Origin of the sequence: Blastopirellula sediminis (genome assembly GCF_020966755.1) — a bacterium.
In the GTDB taxonomy this organism is placed as follows: Bacteria; Planctomycetota; Planctomycetia; order Pirellulales; family Pirellulaceae; genus Blastopirellula; species Blastopirellula sediminis.
The window spans coordinates 2,323,160-2,340,489 of record NZ_JAJKFT010000010.1 but is presented as its reverse complement, the minus strand read 5'-3'; the positions used below and the strand labels follow the sequence as shown (position 1 = coordinate 2,340,489).

Sequence of the window (17,330 nt, the reverse complement as noted above, 5' to 3'; positions counted from 1 at the left end):
AATCAATCCGCTTTGATGAAACCCTGGTCGACCTCCCCAAGTAAGTACTTCTGAACGGAAAGCGCCGCGGAAAGGTTTGGCCGTTGACCTCTGACATTCGCCTGTTAGTCGATCAATGCCGTGAGGGGGATAGTTCCGCCATACGGCAGTTCATCGACCTGTTTCGAAACAAAGTGTATGCGCTCTGTTTCCGCATGGTCGGTGAGCACCACGAGGCGGAGGACATGGCCCAAGAGACTTTCGTGCGCGTGATCCGCAGCTTGGATCATTGGGATCCCGACCGCCCGATTGAGCCGTGGATTCTGACGATCGCCGGCAACCGCTGCCGAACTTTGTTGGCCAAGCGAAAAAGGCGACCTCAGGCCCACCCGATCGAAGAGCATGTCGCCGATCACCGACCTGACTTGCAGCCGGCCCAGATTTTGACCGAAGAAGTCCATTTGGCCCTGCAGCAAGTCCGGTCGGAATACCGACAAGCTTTTTTATTGTTTCATGAACATGAGCTGAGCTATATCGAGATCAGCGAGCAGTTAGGAAAACCGCTAGGGACGATCAAAACCTGGGTTCACCGAGCGCGGAGGGAGATGATCGCTCGCTTAACCCAACGAGGGGTATTGGAAGGGCGTGAAGATGAAATACGTCGAGTTTGAAATCGAGCTGCAAGAGCTTCTCGACGAGCGGCGTTTCCATGAAGTCGATCGCCTGCTGGCGCAGGTCGACGCGGAAGACCGTCCGCGCTGCGAGCGACTCGCGGCTGATTACGGCATGCTGTTCGACGGTCTCGAATCGTGGAACCAGCCGACCTCCAGCGGCGCCCTGACCGATCGAATTCTGGCCGAGTTGCAAACCGCTTCCCCTGCCCTGCCCATCGCCGCGGAACGTCCCGACGACTACGCGGCCGCGACTCCGTGGCTGCCAATCGCCGCCATGGCGATGGCCGCGTCGCTGTTGATCCTGGCCTTCATTCCCTTCTCCCTCAGCCAACGGGGAGACGATCGCGTCGGCGCTTACGTCGCGACCAACGATCCCGACAATCTCGACCTGGACGACCAGCCGCTGGAACAACTCGACTGGGAAGACGCGCAGTACGTCTCGACCGTCCGCTCGCCGTTCGATCTGCCGTGGGACCTGACCAACGACCTGGTCGGCGTCACGACCGCTCCTCGCTTGCCGCTCGATTCGTCCGCTTTGGCCGTCTCGTCGCTCGACGCCAGCCCGTGGATCGACACCGTCCAAAACCCGCTTCGCCCCCTCACGCAGTCGATGGGAACCGCTTTGATGGTGATCAAAGAGGTGACGATCCCGTCCGCCGCCGATCGCAACGCCGATCCGGAAGCGAAGCCCCAGGCTCGCGGCTGGAAGCTGCCGCTGTCGATCGGACGCCGAATTACTTAACAAGCGAACTACTTGTTCCGGTCAGATTCTGGGGTCGATTTGCTAGCCAGAAGGGACTCTGCGGGTTACATTGCCAAGCGACCACCTTGGTTTCCCGCCTGATTCTCCTATCCCTCCTGAGCTCTTTCGATGAACTCGCATTACCTCCGCTGGCTTGCGCTTTCCGCGACGCTGCTGGTCGTCTGTTCGACTCCCACTTTGGCCGAAGAAGGCTGGGCTCGTTTTCGCGGTCCCAACGGGAGCGGCCTGGCCGGTCCGATCGACTTAAAGCTGCCGTTCGACACAGCGGATGACGTTTGCTGGAAGGCCGACTTGCCGGGCGTCGGCAACTCGTCGCCGGTGATCTGGGGGGATCGCATTTTTCTGCTCAGCGGCGAAAAAGATGGTTCGTTCGTTTACGCCCTCTGCTTGGACGCCAACAACGGCGAAGTGATCTGGAAGAAGCGGCTCGCCTCGGCCGGCTATCACCTCCACACGAAGAACACCTTCGCGTCGAGCACTCCGGCGGTCGACGCCCACTCGGTTTACATCGGTTGGAGCGACGGCGAACAGACGACGTTGGCCTCCCTAACCCATGACGGAAATGTCGAATGGACGACCGAACTTGGCCCGTGGGTCAGCCAACATGGATTCGGCGTCTCGCCGATCGTGTACGACGAGTACGTCATCCTGTCGCTGATGCAGCTCGGGGACGAAAAAACGTTGAACGGCCGTAAGGCGGGGCAAAGTCGCCTGGTGGCGATGAACCGTGCCACCGGTCGCATCGTTTGGGAAGCGGCTCGCGACAGCGACGTCGCCGCCTACTCGGTTCCTTGCATCTACCACGCGAAGGATGGTCGCGACCTGTTGATCTGCTGCAGCTCGGCCCATGGGGTCGCCGCTCACAACCCGATGAACGGCGATCAGATCTGGGCGAACCCCGTCTTCAACAAGCGGAGCGTTTCGTCGCCGGTCGTGATCGACGGCGTCGTCTACGGTTCGTGCGGTTCCGGCGGCGGCGGCAATTACGTGGTCGCCGTTGATCCGGAAAGCGGCGAAACGATCTATCGCTTCGATCGCTCGGCGCCCTATGTTCCTGGCGCGGTCGGCAAAGATGGCCTCACCTATCTCTGGTACGACAAAGGGATCGTCACCGCGATTCGCACCGCCGACGGCGAAAAGGTCTGGCAACAGCGGATCGGCGGCAACTATTCCGGTTCGCCGATCATCGCCGGCGACAAACTGATCAACGTCAGCGAAGACGGAGAAGTCCTCATCCTGGCGACCGGCGAGGAGTTCCGCGAACTCGCTCGCTTCTCGCTCGGCGAAGGAAGCAACGCCACCGCCGCAGCCGCCGGCGGAAAGCTCTTCGTCCGCACCGCGTCGCATTTATATTGCTTGGGTGAGAAGTAGCAAACGTCGGCGACGTCGCTTACGAACACTAACCCGAGGCGCAAGCCGAGGGAATGCATTCAACGAATGCGAATCGGCCATGAAGTGCACTGTCCGATTTGCTCAATATCCGCTCGATACAATCCAGGCACTTTCCCTCGGCTTGCGCCTCGGGTTAGTGTTTGAAGTGATCACAAAAAAAGCGACGCCGTTTGGCGTCGCTTTTTTGTTCTTGTATCCGCGTGGCTCAGATTAGATCCCGGTGTTGCCCAGAATATCGACCATGCTGCCGATGATGCGGGTCAGGCCGGGGTGAGACGATTCAAAGTCTTGCGTCGCCCGGTTCAGATTGTCGACCAGGGACGGGTGCTGCAGCGCGTCTGGATTGTTGTGACTGAGCGCGTCATGAATCTCTTCCATGGCGCCTTCCAACAGTCGACGGGTCTCTCCATCCAGCTCGTCGATCTCACGCAACTCGGCCTGTAACTCCTGTAGCTTCAGGCGCAGTTGTTCCGCATCCGTCATGACGTTCAATTTTCCTAGGGCATAATGAGGTGTCAGAGCAAAATCGAGCAGTCTGTTGATTTTCTGCTTCGATAGCGAGTTGTTGAGACTGGGGCGAGTGCAAGGCGTGAGTCCGCAGGCATATCCACTAGATATGTCGAGGAATTCACAACGCGGCAATCGCCCCAGTCTCAGCAACGTAGCCGATCCGAGGAAATCAACAGGCTGCTAAAGCGCCGCCGGACCGGTCGAAACCGTTTGCGGGGCTGCCTCTGATTTTAACCTCTGAACCACTTCCGACAAAATGCTGGCCGGAATCGCATAGCTGGCGACCCGTCCCGCTCGGGCGATATTCAGCCCAACCACCTTGCCGTCGAGATTGACGACTGGGCCGCCGCAATCTTCCGGACGGAGGAAGGTGTCGTGCTGGAAGGCGGTCGGAAAGCCGCTGCGTCGCGAGCTGAGCGGCCCGCCCAGATGATTCTGGAATTCGTGCCGAGCCATCCCTTCCGGCCCTTCGAGCCCGGTAAAGCGATCCCCCAGCGTGCACAACAGGTCGACGTCGCTGTCGCCGCGCGAGATCGTCAGTCGCACGACGTCCCCCGGCTGGTAGCCGCGGATCGCCTTTTGCAGTTGGCTGGCCGTCTGAATCGCGATGTCGTTGACCGAACGGATCAGGTCGCCAGCGAGCAGTCCCGACTTGTCGGCCGCGCTCTTATCAAAGACCTGCATCACGCGGGCTTCGGTCACGTCTTCGCCGACGCCGGGAAGACGAATCCCCAGCACGCCAAACTCGCCTTGAATCGCGCGCGCAGCGGAGCTCATCACGCCGATCGCCAGCGGTTCCGATTTCGGGCAGGTCGTCGCCAGCAAGCTGCCGACTTCCGGTTCGCCGTCGGCCATCTCGATCACGTGCAAGCCGGACGCGTCGATCTTCAGCAGGGCGACGTCAAACTTGCGATCATGGGCGGCGATCGTCGCGGCGAAGGTGTCGCCGCTGGAAAGCCGGCAGACCAGCTTGTCGACGTTCGGCTGGGCCATGATCTGGCTCGCCTTGGTGATGACCCAACCTTGCGAGTCGACGATGCCGCCGAGGGCGACCCGTTCGTCTTTAATCAGCAGTTCGACCGTCGAATCATGCGGCTCGGCGACCACTTCGCGAAACGCCGCCATCACGCGGACGTTGCTCCGTTCGTTTACCTTTTGCAGGAAACGAGCCATCATCCCTTCGTGACGATCCTGGCCGTAGGCGACCGCCATGATCGAGACCGTCGCAAAGAGTGCGGTGACGCTCCAGAGCGTTCGCTGGCGCACGAGTTTGGCAATCATCGTTTATCCCTCAACTTGGACAAGAGAATAGCAGGGAAAAGCCGCTGGCTTCTAACCGTCGATTTCGCGAGCGTCTTTGATCACGACGTCGTTCAGCGTCAGAGTTCGCTCCCCGCGCTCGACGACCATTTCAACCTGGTCGCCGGGGCTTGTCTGATCGACTAGCAGTTTCAATTCATCAAAGGATTTCGTTTCGCGTCCGTTAAAGCGAACGATCCGATCGCCGACCTGCACCCCGGATCGTTCCGCAGGCGAATTCGGCGTCACTTCGATTACGATCGGCGCTTTCTTTTCCTTGTCGCAGCGAACGCCGAGCACCGGACGCGTCCCCGGCAGTTTCCCCCAGACTTCGCCGCTCGTCAGCCGATTCCAATTTTCGGAGTAAGCGTCTGACGGCACATGCATGTTGGCGGTAATTCGGTTGCCGATGCGGCTGTTGATGCCGACCACGTCCCCGTCCATGTCCAACAGCGGACCGCCGCTGTCTCCGCCCACCAACACGCAGTCGGTCGCAACCACGTCTTCGTAAGAAGCCAACACGCGTCCCAACCGCAGCACCGGCAGACGGTCTTGGACGTAGCCGCCGGGATGCCCGGTGACCAACACCCATTGTCCGTCGCGCAGTTCGTCCGAGTGGTCGATCTTCAGATGTTCGTACTTGCCCGGCGTGGTGATTTTCAGCAAGCCGGAGTCGATGCTCCGATCGGTTCCCAGCGTGATCGCTTTCACCTTCTTGCCGCTGGGGAGCGTGATCACCGCTTCCCGATTCGGTTCGCCGATCACATGGCCAGCGGTCATCACATAACCGTCTTCGGTCACGATCACGCCCGATCCTTGCGCTCCGCCGACCGAAACGCCGACCGTGCAAGGAATCACTTTCTTGGCGACTTCCTGGACCCGTTTTTCGAGCGCTCGCAGTTCGCCCAAACTGTTGGGAGCGTCGCCGGCTAAGACTTCGGCGAAGTGAGCCGTTTGAACGACGGTCGGTTCCGTCGACTTCGGCAGTTCTTCGGCCTTAACGAGCGAAACCCCAATAGCAGCAAACAGGAGGAGGAGAATGGGGAGAGGGAGTCTCGTCTGATGCGTCATAATCCTAAGTTTCCGCGATCGAGAGATTAGGGCTCTAGTTGGGGACTTTTATTATAGGCGACAAATCCGGCAATTTCGAAACAATTCGTACGACCCAACCTTGCGGAAAATCGCTCAAGTAGGCCGTACCGTCAGAATAGCCGGAACGTAAGTGTTTTTGTAGACGCTTGTTACATCCAGCCGAACCGTTAAGATCGTTCAGGTTGCAGCAAACTACCCACAGGTCCCAGAAAGATCTTCCATGAGCACGGGACAATCTCGTCGGCTGATTTTCGGTTGCGGCTACGTCGGATTGCGGGCCGCCAATCGTTGGCATGCGCAAGGAGACGAAGTCTTTGCCGTAACGCGAAGCGCTGATCGAGCGGCGCTGTTAGCCGAGGGGGGCTTGCGGCCGATCATTGCCGACGTGACCGACGAAAACTCGCTCGTCGATCTCCCCTCGGTCGATACCGTGCTGTTTGCGGTCGGATACGATCGCTCAGCCGGCAAGCCGATCGAAGATGTTTACGTCGCGGGTCTCGCCAAAGTTCTCGACCATTTGCCCACTAGCTGCGGCCGGCTGATTTACGTCAGCTCGACCGGCGTTTACGGCGACGCCGGCGGACAAGTCGTCGATGAACAAACCCCATGCGATCCGCAACGTTCCGGTGGGAAAGCATGTTGGGCTGCGGAAGAATTGTTACGAGCCGATCCACGCTGGCAACAGAAGCATGTCTCGCTGCGGCTCGCGGGGATCTACGGGCCGGGTCGCATCCCACGCGCCAAAGAAATTGCGGCTCAAATTCCCATTCCGACGCCCGGCGAAGGCGCATTAAATCTCATTCATGTAGACGACGCAGTCGAGACAGTTATGCTCACCGCGTCCCATCCCTCCCCCAAATCTCTGTACGTGATCAGCGACGGTCACCCAGTCGAGCGGACCGAGTACTACGCGCAGATCGCCCGTAGCTTGAACGCGCCGCCCCCGGTCTACGAAGCTGCCGATCCCGCATCGCCCGCCGCACTGAGGGCCGCATCCAACCGCCGCATGTCAAACCGCCTGGCGGTAGAGCACCTTGGCCTCCGTCCGCACTACCCCGACTACCGAGCCGGACTGGCCGCGATTCTGGGATCGGCCTCGTAGCCCGAAGCGCGAGCGAGGGAAATGCGGTCGCAAGTTCCGAGCTGATCCGGCAGTTCCCTAGAACTAGTCGGGCCACCCACGGGTAGCAACAACGAGCCTCTAACGCCTCTGATTTCGTCCTTCCTTAGACATTAGTTATTAGACATTCGTCATTCTGCAATTCGGCCACATTCCCTCGGCTCGCGCCTCGGGCTAGTAATCTCCCCTCCCCTTTCGGCTTTCCGCTCTCCGCTTTTCTCCCCTCCCCCCTTCGCTACCTTGCCGCACGGGGAAAATCGGACCACAATGAACCCCTTCCCTGCGGGCATGTCTACCCGGCTGGGGACGCCACTATCCTTTTTACTGCTTACGGTTTTCGCCAATGCCTAGCTGCGTACTCGCCTACTCGGGCGGTTTGGACACGTCGGTCATCCTCGGTTGGCTGCAAGACGAAGGTTATGAAGTGCACGCGGTGTACGTCGATCTGGGGCAACCCTGCGAAGACCGCCAGGCCATTCTGGAAAAGGCGAAGACCTGCGGCGCCAAGAGCGCTCGTATCGTCGACGGCCAGGAAGAAATGTGCCGCGACTTCGCCTTCCCGATCGCCCAGTGGCAAGCGAAGTACGAATCGATCTACCTGCTCGGCACGTCGATCGCCCGTCCGCTGATCTCCAAGATCTGTCTGCAGGTCGCTCGCGAAGTTGGCGCCGACGCCTACGTCCATGGCGCGACCGGCAAAGGGAACGACCAGTGCCGTTTCCAGTTGGCCGCCGAAGCGCTCGACCCCAGCGTCAAGATCATCGCCCCTTGGCGGATGGAAAAGTTCCGCAAGCTCTTCCCGGGCCGCAGCGCGATGATCAAGTACTGCGAAGAAAAGAACATCCCGGTCAAAGCGTCGATCGCCAAGCCGTACAGCTCGGACGAAAACTGCCTGCACATCAGCTACGAAGCCGGCGACCTGGAAGACCTGATGGTCAACGGCGTCGACACGGTTGAGTTCGGCATGACCGTCTCGCCGCAGCAAGCTCCCGACAAGATCGAAAACGTGAAGATCACGTTTGAGAAAGGGGTGCCGGTCGCGATCAACGGCGAGAAGTGCTCGCCGCTGCAGGTCGTCTTGAAGCTGAACGAAATCGGCGGCCGCAACGGCATCGGTCGGATCGACATGGTCGAAAACCGCTTCGTCGGCATGAAGAGCCGCGGCGTGTACGAATCGCCCGGCATGACGATCCTGTACGACGCGCTGCTGGTGCTGGAACAACTGACGGTCGACCGCGACCTGATCCACCTCCGCGATCAACTCGCCCCGGTCGTCGCCGAAATGGTTTACTACGGCTTCTGGTACGCCCCGAAGATGGACGCGCTCCTCGCGTTCGGCCGCGAAACGATGAAGCACGTCACCGGCGAAGTGAGCCTGAACCTCTACAAGGGGAACATCATGGTCGACGGTCGCACGAGCCCGAACAGCTTGTACGACGAAGGAATCGCCACGATGGAAGGTGGCGGCAGCTACGACCAAACCGACGCCGAAGGCTTCCTCCGAATCCAAGGTTTGCCCAGCCGAGTCCAAGGCCGGGTGACGCCGCGATCGTACTAAGCTGCGAAGCCAACACGATAAACCAACAAGGCGCCCAAGTGGGCGCCTTGTTGCGTTTCTTGGGGCGCCACCCGACGGAACGTTGTGATTCGCAAAGAAACTTCTCCGCTTAACGCCGCAACGATTCCACTGGCTGGTCGGCAACGCCGATTCGAGAGTGATTTCGCGGAAGAATCCAGCTGTTGTGGCTGAAGTGATTCAATTTGACCGAGGTCAGGTCTACGGTTGGATCAAGCAGCATTTGCGGAACCGTATAATTCATCATTACGTAGCTTTCGACAGATACGCCGGCCTGGCGACCTGTTTTTGCTCGCCAGAGACCGCCTACTCGCTGTGCATACTGATGAATCATCCAAGGGCGTACGGCTACTTTTTCTAGCTGATAAGGTTCGATCTCGCGGAAATGATTCCAAACCACTTTTAGATTTCGATCCTCGAAAGTGACGAAACTTTGCGGCAAGCGACGCCAATCGTAAGGTCGAAGCCGAGAGAAGTCGGTCCAAACAATATAGGGATCGCCGCTTGAGAGTTTCAACAGATCCAATTCGGCGTCGGCGGCGGATGACTGGGTCAGCTCTGGATCGCTAATCACCAGCAGCGGTTCGCCTGAAGACGGAGCCCCCTGAAGTAAAAAGGGCTCCAAACGTCCTAAAACAGGTCGAACGATCTTGACCAAAGGAGATTGATCCAGATGCTCCAACGCATTCACAAGCTGAACCCGCCGAGACTCTTGTCCGGCAACAGGCTCTGCTTCCGACTTGGCCATTTTCTCCAGTTCAACGAGATGATTTAGAAACTCGGCTTCTGTTTTCTGGTCCAAGTTCATTCGAGCGACTTCCGCTTGAAAACGCTCGCGAATCAATTTGGTCGCTTGCTCCAGCGTGATCGCTTGCTCAATCGAAGGAACTCTGCCGAAAGTTTTTCGCCATTGCTGTTCGATCTTTTCACGGCCAACTTGAACCGCTTCCGCTTGGTCTTTATGAAAAGCTCCTGGGTTGTAGATCAGCCTGCGTCCGTAGATTGGCTCGTGCGTGATCGTTAGCCCCGGATGATGATTCCAATTGAATAAGTGAGAGTCGATCGCGATATGAATCGCGCGCGGCGTTCCCTCAGGACAAGCTTCCCATTTAATCGCAGGTCGTCCTTGTTCGTTCACAGTATGAAGTTCGGGATCAAGCACATGGCATGTTAAATGGCCTGCCGCTTTCGCTCGCAACATCATCCGCCAGCTGAAATCCTGACCTTCTTCGGTCCAGTTGGCGTCTCCTTCCACAAACAGGTGTCGTAGCGGCCAAGACGTTTGCCAGGCGATGAATCCCGCCAGGGCGATCGCTAGCCCCCAGGCGATTTGGGGACGATTTTGGCTGGGCGAAACATGTTGTTCGCTTGTCTTTTGGCGAAGATTCCAGCGCGGTCTTCGCACCCAGTCCGCCAACTGACGTAGCCAACCGGGATCAAAGAAGATCATCGTGGACGACAGCGCCATCGCCGGAAAGATACCGATCGGAAAGATAAAATGATTATGTACATGAAAAATAATTGTCGCGAATAAGCCCAGCAAACGCGTCTTTCGCCAAAGCAACAGAAAGCTGACGCTCAAATCGAAAACGAGACCGCCCCAAGCCAGAAACAAGCACAAATGAATCGGCCGTATGGCGTCAGGAAGTCCAATCGTGCTATTGATAAAGTCATGCAGAATATTCCCTGGTCCAAACAGCGGCTCTCCGGTTAACCAGTCGTTGTTGAACTTCGCGACGCCCCCAAAAAAGTAGACGATGAACATTTGAAAGCGAAGCGTAAAGACAGGCCAAAATGGAATCTCCTTGCCGGCAACCGTTTGCTCGGCAGGTTCGAAGGCGATTTTTCGAAACCGCTTGGCGATTAGATTATCTAGCGACCAGCAGCGATTGGCCGGCATAAAGCAGAGTAGAAAGGCTAGCAGACAGATCAAATAGTAGTGATTGTTATAAAGCGTCGCTTCCAGCAAAAAGATGTAGGTATAGCCAAAAAACAGCGTCACTATGGCGACGCGGTAAAACAGCCCTAACGCCACCAAAGCTGCTGCGACTCCAACCACGGCGAAATGAACCGTCAGCCAAGGTTCACTCCATGGCTGAACCCAACTAAATCCCGGATAAGTGAAATGGAGCAAGGGACTCGCGAATACTCGCTCAATTTCCGTTACTCCGGTTGGGCTCTTAAAGTACTTAAGAATATGCCAAACGATTACCAGCCCAAAGCCAATCCGAAACATCGCCAAAGAAGATCCATCGATCTGGTTGGCCATTCGCGCTCGAAAGGAATCGATGAGGCTCGCCGATGAATTGCTCCGGTGGGAAGCGGCTTTCATGGGGATCCTATGGGAGATAAAGGACAGAACGGACAATCTCTGCCCAGAGGGAGGGCCGAAGTTTGTAGACAAATCGCTTAGGCGACGTCAAGAGAAGACGCAAAAAAACGCCCTGGCGATTGTCACCGCCAGGGCGTTTTATGGTTGATCGATCAGAGCTGCGCGGAAGAGTGCGTTAGTACTGGAAACCGCCCCCGAACGTGAAACCGACAAACCCAAGGCTTTCGTTCATCACGTCGTCGACATTCGCTTCGTCGGAGTCATCGGTGTAGATGGCCGAGGGATTCGGACTTCCTACATTGGCCCAGTATTGCGTCTCCAGACCCGACTTGAGGAAGAAGTGGCCGTTGCGCGAAGTCCACTTCAAACCAAGCTGCATCTCCACCGCTCCGGCTAAAGCGGCCGAATTATCAATCAGAAGCTGCTTGTCGCTACCATCAGTGGCGAGGGCAAATGACTGCTTGCCAAACAGCAGCGAAGTTCGCCCGTTGCCGTACCATCCCAAGCGTCCGTATACAGGCTTCTGGTACTCTACCGCAATGGTGGGCCCATAGCCTTGAAATTGCATTTCGCTAGCGGCAATGCCTTCATCAGTAACCGCCCGATAACGCTGGTCGAGTTCCGCATAGCGAAAACCACCACTTACAAGGAAGCTCTTGGTAGCTTGTTTCTGCAATTCCAGGTCCAGTACGTACACATCCATGGACTGGGTAATGACGGCCGTGTCGACGTCAACCAAACCCAAGACGGTACCGCCATCGTCGGTAGAAGCCCAGATGATCGCTCCTTCGTCCTGAGTTAAACCATTGTTGCTATCGACGTCAAACGTGCTGCTGTGGCTAAACTGCCAGTACCGGGCACGCCAGCCCATGCCGCAGGTTGGAGCCAAATAGCCGAGTTCAATTCGGTTGCTCTGCTCCATATCCCAATCGAAACCAATGTGTTCGATAACTGGATCGTTTTGAGCGATAATGCCAGTGTTGTTCGATTGAAAAGGTGTGACGAAGACCGATTCATAACCTACGTACCACTTGCCGCATTTAGGCTGCTGGGCACAAGCACAGGGTGAATATCCTTGCGCTGCAAAATCTGAAGTCTGTTCCGAGTAAAGCGAGACCGGCTGAGACTGCGACTGCGACTGAACCTGACGTTCGAGATTCTCCATACGTACAAGCAGATCGTCGTAAGACATAAGCTTTACGTCTTCTTCCGCCGAGGCGGCAACAGCCATCGAGACGACCAAAGCCAGCGTCAATCCAACGAAAAAGGCATGTTTCATTCGCGGTCACTTCAATTGTTTGGGGATAGAGGAATGCTTCACGTCCCTCTCTTATATCGCCGCGTTGGGTCCTTGCGCCTGCTTGCACTGCAGCATCCCTCGCAAGAAGCACCATCACATAGTTAGGTCTATCGGTTTACCGCCAATTGAATTTCCACTCCCGAAATGCAGTTTTCAACTAATTTCGTTGCTTAGGCGCGAAGTGTGCTAATTTGTGATGGCTGGGGAAAATCAGATCAAACTCGAGGATGCTAGCATCTTCGCCGCGGGCTCCACCGGCCAAAGCGGGTGCTCGTTTGTCTCCATTTAGATTCGTCAAGATTCTGCGATTTGGAATACCTGTTTGCAATGGCCGAGCCCGGGTGCCATGGCCACGGCTTTGCGTGGCCATGAATTCGACTGCCAATCGATTGCAGCTTGATTGACTTTAACGCAATTGATCAGTCCACTTGCGATTCGCCGACGCACTTACGGAATCCATGCACAATCATGGCCACGCAAGGCCGTGGCCATGGCACCCACGCGATTGTTGTAGTACCGTAGGCTGGGTCGAGACCCAGCATTTTCGACATCCCGATTTTAAAGAGCTGGGTCTCGACCCAGCCTACGGCGATTTTTGCAGTGATTGTGGCGCCGAGCTAATCGGCCTTCGTCAACTGCGCCATTAGCCACGCGTGAATCGATGCGCCGATCTGCTTGTAACCAGCCGCGTTCGGATGGACGGCATTGTTGCTGGGATAGCCGTCGATCGTGTCGAGATTGAGCTCCAGCGGGATGATCTCCAGCTGATCATGCAGCGGATGGTCCCCACCGAAATGTTTTAGTTGCCGCTGAACCAAGCGGTGCTGGATTCGTTTCCAACCGTCGCGGGTATATTTGTCCTGGTAATTCGCCGTGAACGCTTCGTCCCGCGAGTTGCCAGGCGTACAGAGACAGAGCCCGAACTCGGTTTCGGGAGCAGCTTGGTGAAAAGCCTGCAAAAACGCGTCTGCATTCTGCAGCACACGATCAATATGCTGGTCCAACTTGACAGGGTCCTGCGAATCGGCACGGAAGCAATCGTTAATGCCCAGGAAGATGACGACATAGTCGGGCGTCTTCCCTTGGCAGGCCTCCTCGAGATACTTCGAAATGTTTAACTTCGGCTCCTTCTCGTCCAGAAAGACGAAAGGGCTGCTGTGCTGACGTTTCGCCAGGTCCGGTTTGGCGACATAGCGTTTGAGAAAACTTTCCCAGGTCCAGCCGCCGTATCCCTCATGCGCTACGCCTGGGCCGGCGTTCGTAGGTCGGTGCGTCCCGAACATTGTCCACTTCGACAGCCCCGAATAGTCGAGCCGCTGGGCAATCTCGTTGGGATAGAGCGTCGCATGCGTCAGGCTATCGCCGATCAGCAGCAGCGAAACTTCCCGCGGAGTCTTAACCTGAGCGGGGCTAACATGCCAACGCATCGTTCCCTTCGCCAGCGACTGGTCTCCCTTCAGAACTTCGACTTGCCAGTTGTGGTCGCCAATTTGGTCCTCAGTCGGAGTCGCCGTCCAGCGACGTGACTCGGTCGTTCCCAAATCGCTGGTCACGACGAACTTCAGCTCCTGCGAGTCGTCGGCCAAGACAAGATTGTCAAAGTAGACGTTCATTTCCGCCCCGACGGTTGCGTATCCGACTGGGGGCAACGTCAACTGCAGCGACTCAGCGTTTGGTTCGGCCGCGGCGCAAACGGAAGCGGACAGCAGCAATGCCGCAACGAACCATGTTTTGGGCAATCTAGTCACGAAGAGACCTTTATCTAGGTACGAAAGGTGGGATCAGCGAAACAGGAATGGATAACGTGAGCGGAGCGTAAGGTTCTGGCGGGAACTAAAGCATCGCCAGAGAATGCGCGGTTGTCAAACTATCGTCCGGGCTTGGTGCGTCCAGACGCACCAAGCCCCAGACAGGCAAACTTTGTCTGTTGACAAAGCGCACGGAGTTGTGGTCGATTTCGGGGTGACTGCGGGCGATCTTGCGTTCGCGTCTTTGGCTCTCGGACGAGCCTTCTTTGGGCCAGGCATTTTGTGGCGAGGAAAATTGCGGCGTCTGATCCGTGATGGGGACTGCTGCGCGCTATTCGATTGGTGGTTAGGAGATGGGAAATGGAACGATCCGTTCCAGAAAAAACGCGCCGCGGTCCAGTCCACCCCGAGGGCGAAAAAAACGCACCGCGGTCCACTCCACCCCGGGAACGAAAAAATACGCGCTGCGGTCCACTCCTATCAATCGGCTGTTGCCGATGGGACCGACCGTTTTTCCTTGGAGCATTCGTGCTTCCTTCGTCATTCGAACTTCGACATTTGTCATTTTTTCTCGCGGTCCAGTCCACTCCGGGGCGGAAGACATGCTTCTAGCTCGCGAAGACGCGATAAGAGCATGGCACCGGGGGTTTTGTGAGGTGATAATGGTCGTCACCCCAACCTCAATTCTTCCCTGAACTTAGTTGAGCCCCTTATGAAAAGAATTTCACCGTTAGTCGCCTTTGCCCTGGTTGCGTTTGTCTCGGCCGGCTTCGCGTTGGCCCAGGAGAAGAACCTCTCGACGTCCGCGTTGCCGCGGAGCACTCCGGAGGCGGAAGGGGTTTCGTCCAAGGGGATTCAAGCGTTCATCGAAGCGGCCGACAAAGACGTTAACTCAATGCACAGCTTTATGCTGGTGCGACATGGCAAAGTAGTCGCCGAAGCGTGGTGGGTGCCCGAAGCGGCGGAGAAGCCGCATGTGCTGTGGTCGCTGAGCAAGAGCTTCACGTCGACCGCCGTCGGACTGGCGATCGCTGATGGGAAGTTGAGCCTGGACGATAAAGTGGTGAAGTTCTTCCCGGACCTGACGCCGGAAGACGCATCGGAAAATTTGCAGGCGATGACCATTCGCGATCTGCTGACGATGAGCGCCGGCCATCACGACGAACTCAACTGGCGCGAACAGCCCCACTGGGCCGCCGCCTTTTTGAAGCATCCGGTTCCGCACCAGCCAGGCTCCCACTTCCGCTACAACACCCCGGCGACCTACATGCTGTCGGTGATCGTGCAAAAAGTGACTGGCGAAACGGTGCTGGAATATCTGACGCCGCGACTCTTCCAGCCGCTCGGGATTGCGACGCCGGTTTGGGAGAAGAGCCCGCAGGGAGAATCGATCGGCGGTTACGGTCTCTATCTGAAGACCGAAGATATCGCCAAGTTCGGTCAGCTTTATCTGCAAAAAGGAAATTGGAACGGCAAGCAGATCCTGCCGGCCGAGTGGATCGCCAAAGCGACTTCCAAGCAAGTCTCTAACGGCGACAATCCGGAAAGCGACTGGAACCAAGGTTACGGCTTCCAGTTCTGGCGTTGCCGCCACAATGCATTCCGCGGTGACGGCAAGGATGGTCAGTTCTGCATTGTGATGCCCGATCAAGATGCGGTCGTTGCGATTACCGCCCACACCGGCAACATGCAAGCCGAGTTAAATGTCGTCTGGGACCATCTGCTACCGGCGCTGCATGAAGAAGCGCTGCCGGCCGATGAGAAGTCGCTCGCCGAATTGAAAGCGACGATCGCGAATCTGAAGGCGAAGCGTTAATTATTACGGGTGCCATGGCCACGGCCTTGCGTGGCCATGAATCGGGCTGGCAATCAAGTTGAAGTCAGCCCAAAGGCGTTGTATTAATCGGCAGCTATTTTGTCCTTCAGGGTTCCTCGGCATAGCTCAAACGCATACATGGCCACGCAAAGCCGTGGCCATGGCGCCCGCGCCCGCATTGAAAAACGCTTCCCAGAATTTCCGTTACCTCGGAGCGAGTTTGGCTATTCGCTCCGAGAGGTTCGCAAAACGTCTCAAATTCGCCCCACTACTTTTCTGGGGTGAATATTCGCCTCATGTGAGGTACGATGACGACATTCTCGATCGCAACACTATTCATTCGTGAAATCGGAGTCCAACATGGCGGAAATCGATCTCTCGAGCATTTCAGCTCTCCCCGTAGAAGAACGAATCAAGTTGGCCCAAGCGATCTGGAATACCATTCCTGAACCTGCGGCGGAGCGGACTGCTGCGCGGTCGTGGAACGCGGGGGAAATCGACGCTGCAAGCTGGGCCGCCTTCTTTGGCAAAGAGGCGCTCCTCTATCTGCATCACGTCGACGATCAACTGCCGTACGAAGCGCATCGCTTCCTGCAAACGTGCGGGCTCCCCAAATCAATGCTGTTTGAAGGGAACCACGAGCAGTCGATTTCGTTCGCGCCGCTGGCCGATCCGATCGTCGGCTACAACTCGCTGATCGGCTGGGGGATCTTCTTCGATTCCGAGCTCGACGCGCGGATGAGTCAGCAGTTGGTGATCGGCCATGTCAATTCGGAGGCCGGCGTCGCGTCGTTCTGCGTCGAAAAGACCACCGGCGCCGTCAACCTGGTCAACATCGCCGCGATTCCGCCGCAAACGCTGGCCAACTCCAGCATCCTCCAATTCGCGCAATCGCTGCAAACCGCGGTCGAGTGGTCACGGCAGCGGGAAGAATACCGCACGATCCCGGCCGACTTCATCGCACAGTTGGAAGACCGCCTGCGATCGATCGACCGCAACGCATTCGCCAGCGCCGACAACTACTGGCCGAGCGTGATCCGGACGATCGATCACCGCCAAGGGATGTGGCGCGTGTTGGGGGGCGGAGAGTAGTCGCTTCCGCGAACTTGCTGGCGGCAAAGCAAGGTTCGGTTAAACTAGAAGGTAGCCGGTACTTACCGTCCCAGCCTGACCGTAATCGGAACCATCGATGGCCGACATTGACCTAACCAATCTCTCCGCGATCCCCGTCGATGAGCGTATTCGGATGGCGCAGGCTATCTGGGATTCGATCCCCAGTCAGCACGCCACCGTTCCACTTTCGACGGCTCAAAAAGAAGAATTGCGACGCCGCCAGGATGCGTATCTCGCCGATCCGGAGAACACGCTGAGCTGGCAGGAAGTCCAACAGGCGTTAGAAGCTCGTCGCAATGGCTAAGGTGCGGTTCACGCCGCTCGCCTATCGTGACCTGGAGGAGATCGTCGCTTGGTACGAAAGTAAACGACTTGGCGTCGGATACCAATTCGAATTGGCGATTGGTCAGGTCATCCAACGAATTGAGCAATATCCGCTTTCGTGCGAACTCGTTCTGAATGAGATTCGCCAAGCGCTTGTGAGACGATTTCCGTACGCGATCTACTATCAACTACGAGACGAGAACCAAATTGCCGTCGTCCTGGCGATTCTCCACACGTCGCGCGATATTCCCCCCGAGGAAATCGTCGCCCGACAATAAGGAGCCAAAAGCGA

15 protein-coding genes are annotated in these 17,330 nt (G+C 57.1%); 9 read left to right on the top strand and 6 right to left on the bottom strand.

From position 1 onward, the window contains the following. Nucleotides 1-83: 83 nt before the first annotated feature. The 3 genes from LOC68_RS21145 (at nucleotide 84) to LOC68_RS21135 (ending at nucleotide 2,787) form a co-directional block, all read left to right on the top strand. Nucleotides 84-650 (top strand): RNA polymerase sigma factor, encoded by a 567-nt coding sequence (locus tag LOC68_RS21145; protein ID WP_255670779.1) that lies wholly within the window; start codon nucleotides 84-86, stop codon nucleotides 648-650. Next, nucleotides 631-1,395 carry a hypothetical protein gene (locus tag LOC68_RS21140; RefSeq protein WP_230222430.1) on the top strand — a complete coding sequence of 255 codons (765 nt, stop codon included), beginning with the start codon at nucleotides 631-633 and terminating at the stop codon, nucleotides 1,393-1,395. The genes LOC68_RS21145 and LOC68_RS21140 overlap by 20 nt, the downstream gene beginning before the upstream one ends. A gap of 129 nt (nucleotides 1,396-1,524) precedes the next feature. After that, nucleotides 1,525-2,787 (top strand): outer membrane protein assembly factor BamB family protein, encoded by a 1,263-nt coding sequence (locus LOC68_RS21135; RefSeq protein WP_230222428.1) that lies wholly within the window; start codon nucleotides 1,525-1,527, stop codon nucleotides 2,785-2,787. 231 nt (nucleotides 2,788-3,018) lie between these two features. Here LOC68_RS21135 and LOC68_RS21130 read toward each other — a convergent pair whose 3' ends face one another. The 3 genes from LOC68_RS21130 to LOC68_RS21120 form a co-directional block, all read right to left on the bottom strand. Continuing rightward, on the bottom strand, nucleotides 3,019-3,291 hold the full coding sequence (locus LOC68_RS21130) for a DUF4404 family protein (protein ID WP_230222426.1): 273 nt from the start codon (nucleotides 3,289-3,291) through the stop codon (nucleotides 3,019-3,021). Between the two features lie 207 nt (nucleotides 3,292-3,498). Then, entirely contained in the window at nucleotides 3,499-4,599 is a 1,101-nt protein-coding gene (locus LOC68_RS21125; protein ID WP_230222424.1) for a S1C family serine protease, read from the bottom strand. Nucleotides 4,600-4,650: 51 nt separating this feature from the next. Beyond that, nucleotides 4,651-5,688, bottom strand: a complete 1,038-nt coding sequence (locus LOC68_RS21120) for a S1C family serine protease (protein WP_230222422.1) — start codon at nucleotides 5,686-5,688, stop codon at nucleotides 4,651-4,653. A gap of 241 nt (nucleotides 5,689-5,929) precedes the next feature. Between LOC68_RS21120 and LOC68_RS21115 the strand changes: the two genes are divergently transcribed. Together LOC68_RS21115 and LOC68_RS21110 are read left to right on the top strand one after the other, a co-directional pair. Further along, nucleotides 5,930-6,811 (top strand): SDR family oxidoreductase, encoded by an 882-nt coding sequence (locus tag LOC68_RS21115; RefSeq protein WP_230222420.1) that lies wholly within the window; start codon nucleotides 5,930-5,932, stop codon nucleotides 6,809-6,811. A 361-nt stretch (nucleotides 6,812-7,172) separates the two neighbouring features. Beyond that, a complete protein-coding gene (locus tag LOC68_RS21110) occupies nucleotides 7,173-8,387 on the top strand; it encodes an argininosuccinate synthase (RefSeq protein ID WP_230222418.1) in 1,215 nt (404 codons plus the stop codon). Between the two features lie 109 nt (nucleotides 8,388-8,496). Here the strand turns inward: LOC68_RS21110 and LOC68_RS21105 are convergent, their stop codons facing one another. From LOC68_RS21105 to LOC68_RS21095, 3 genes are all read right to left on the bottom strand, one after another. Then, entirely contained in the window at nucleotides 8,497-10,674 is a 2,178-nt protein-coding gene (locus tag LOC68_RS21105) for an HTTM domain-containing protein (RefSeq protein ID WP_230222416.1), read from the bottom strand. 238 nt (nucleotides 10,675-10,912) lie between these two features. Beyond that, nucleotides 10,913-12,016 carry an Lpg1974 family pore-forming outer membrane protein gene (locus LOC68_RS21100; RefSeq protein WP_230222415.1) on the bottom strand — a complete coding sequence of 368 codons (1,104 nt, stop codon included), beginning with the start codon at nucleotides 12,014-12,016 and terminating at the stop codon, nucleotides 10,913-10,915. A gap of 638 nt (nucleotides 12,017-12,654) precedes the next feature. Continuing rightward, on the bottom strand, nucleotides 12,655-13,785 hold the full coding sequence (locus tag LOC68_RS21095; protein ID WP_230222413.1) for an SGNH/GDSL hydrolase family protein: 1,131 nt from the start codon (nucleotides 13,783-13,785) through the stop codon (nucleotides 12,655-12,657). Between the two features lie 712 nt (nucleotides 13,786-14,497). On the opposite strand from LOC68_RS21095, the gene LOC68_RS21090 reads away from it, so the two are divergent. The 4 genes from LOC68_RS21090 to LOC68_RS21075 all read left to right on the top strand — a co-directional run bounded on the left by LOC68_RS21090 (nucleotide 14,498) and on the right by LOC68_RS21075 (nucleotide 17,316). Further along, nucleotides 14,498-15,601 (top strand): serine hydrolase domain-containing protein, encoded by a 1,104-nt coding sequence (locus tag LOC68_RS21090; protein ID WP_230222411.1) that lies wholly within the window; start codon nucleotides 14,498-14,500, stop codon nucleotides 15,599-15,601. A gap of 360 nt (nucleotides 15,602-15,961) precedes the next feature. After that, complete coding sequence (locus LOC68_RS21085; protein ID WP_230222409.1) at nucleotides 15,962-16,693, top strand: SUKH-4 family immunity protein; 732 nt, start codon at nucleotides 15,962-15,964, stop codon at nucleotides 16,691-16,693. 97 nt (nucleotides 16,694-16,790) lie between these two features. Then, the gene (locus LOC68_RS21080; RefSeq protein ID WP_230222407.1) at nucleotides 16,791-17,018 is read left to right on the top strand and encodes an addiction module protein; all 228 of its coding nucleotides are present in this window, start codon (nucleotides 16,791-16,793) and stop codon (nucleotides 17,016-17,018) included. After that, nucleotides 17,011-17,316 carry a type II toxin-antitoxin system RelE/ParE family toxin gene (locus LOC68_RS21075; RefSeq protein ID WP_230222406.1) on the top strand — a complete coding sequence of 102 codons (306 nt, stop codon included), beginning with the start codon at nucleotides 17,011-17,013 and terminating at the stop codon, nucleotides 17,314-17,316. Before LOC68_RS21080 ends, LOC68_RS21075 begins: the two co-directional genes overlap by 8 nt. The last annotated feature ends 14 nt before the right edge of the window (nucleotides 17,317-17,330 follow it).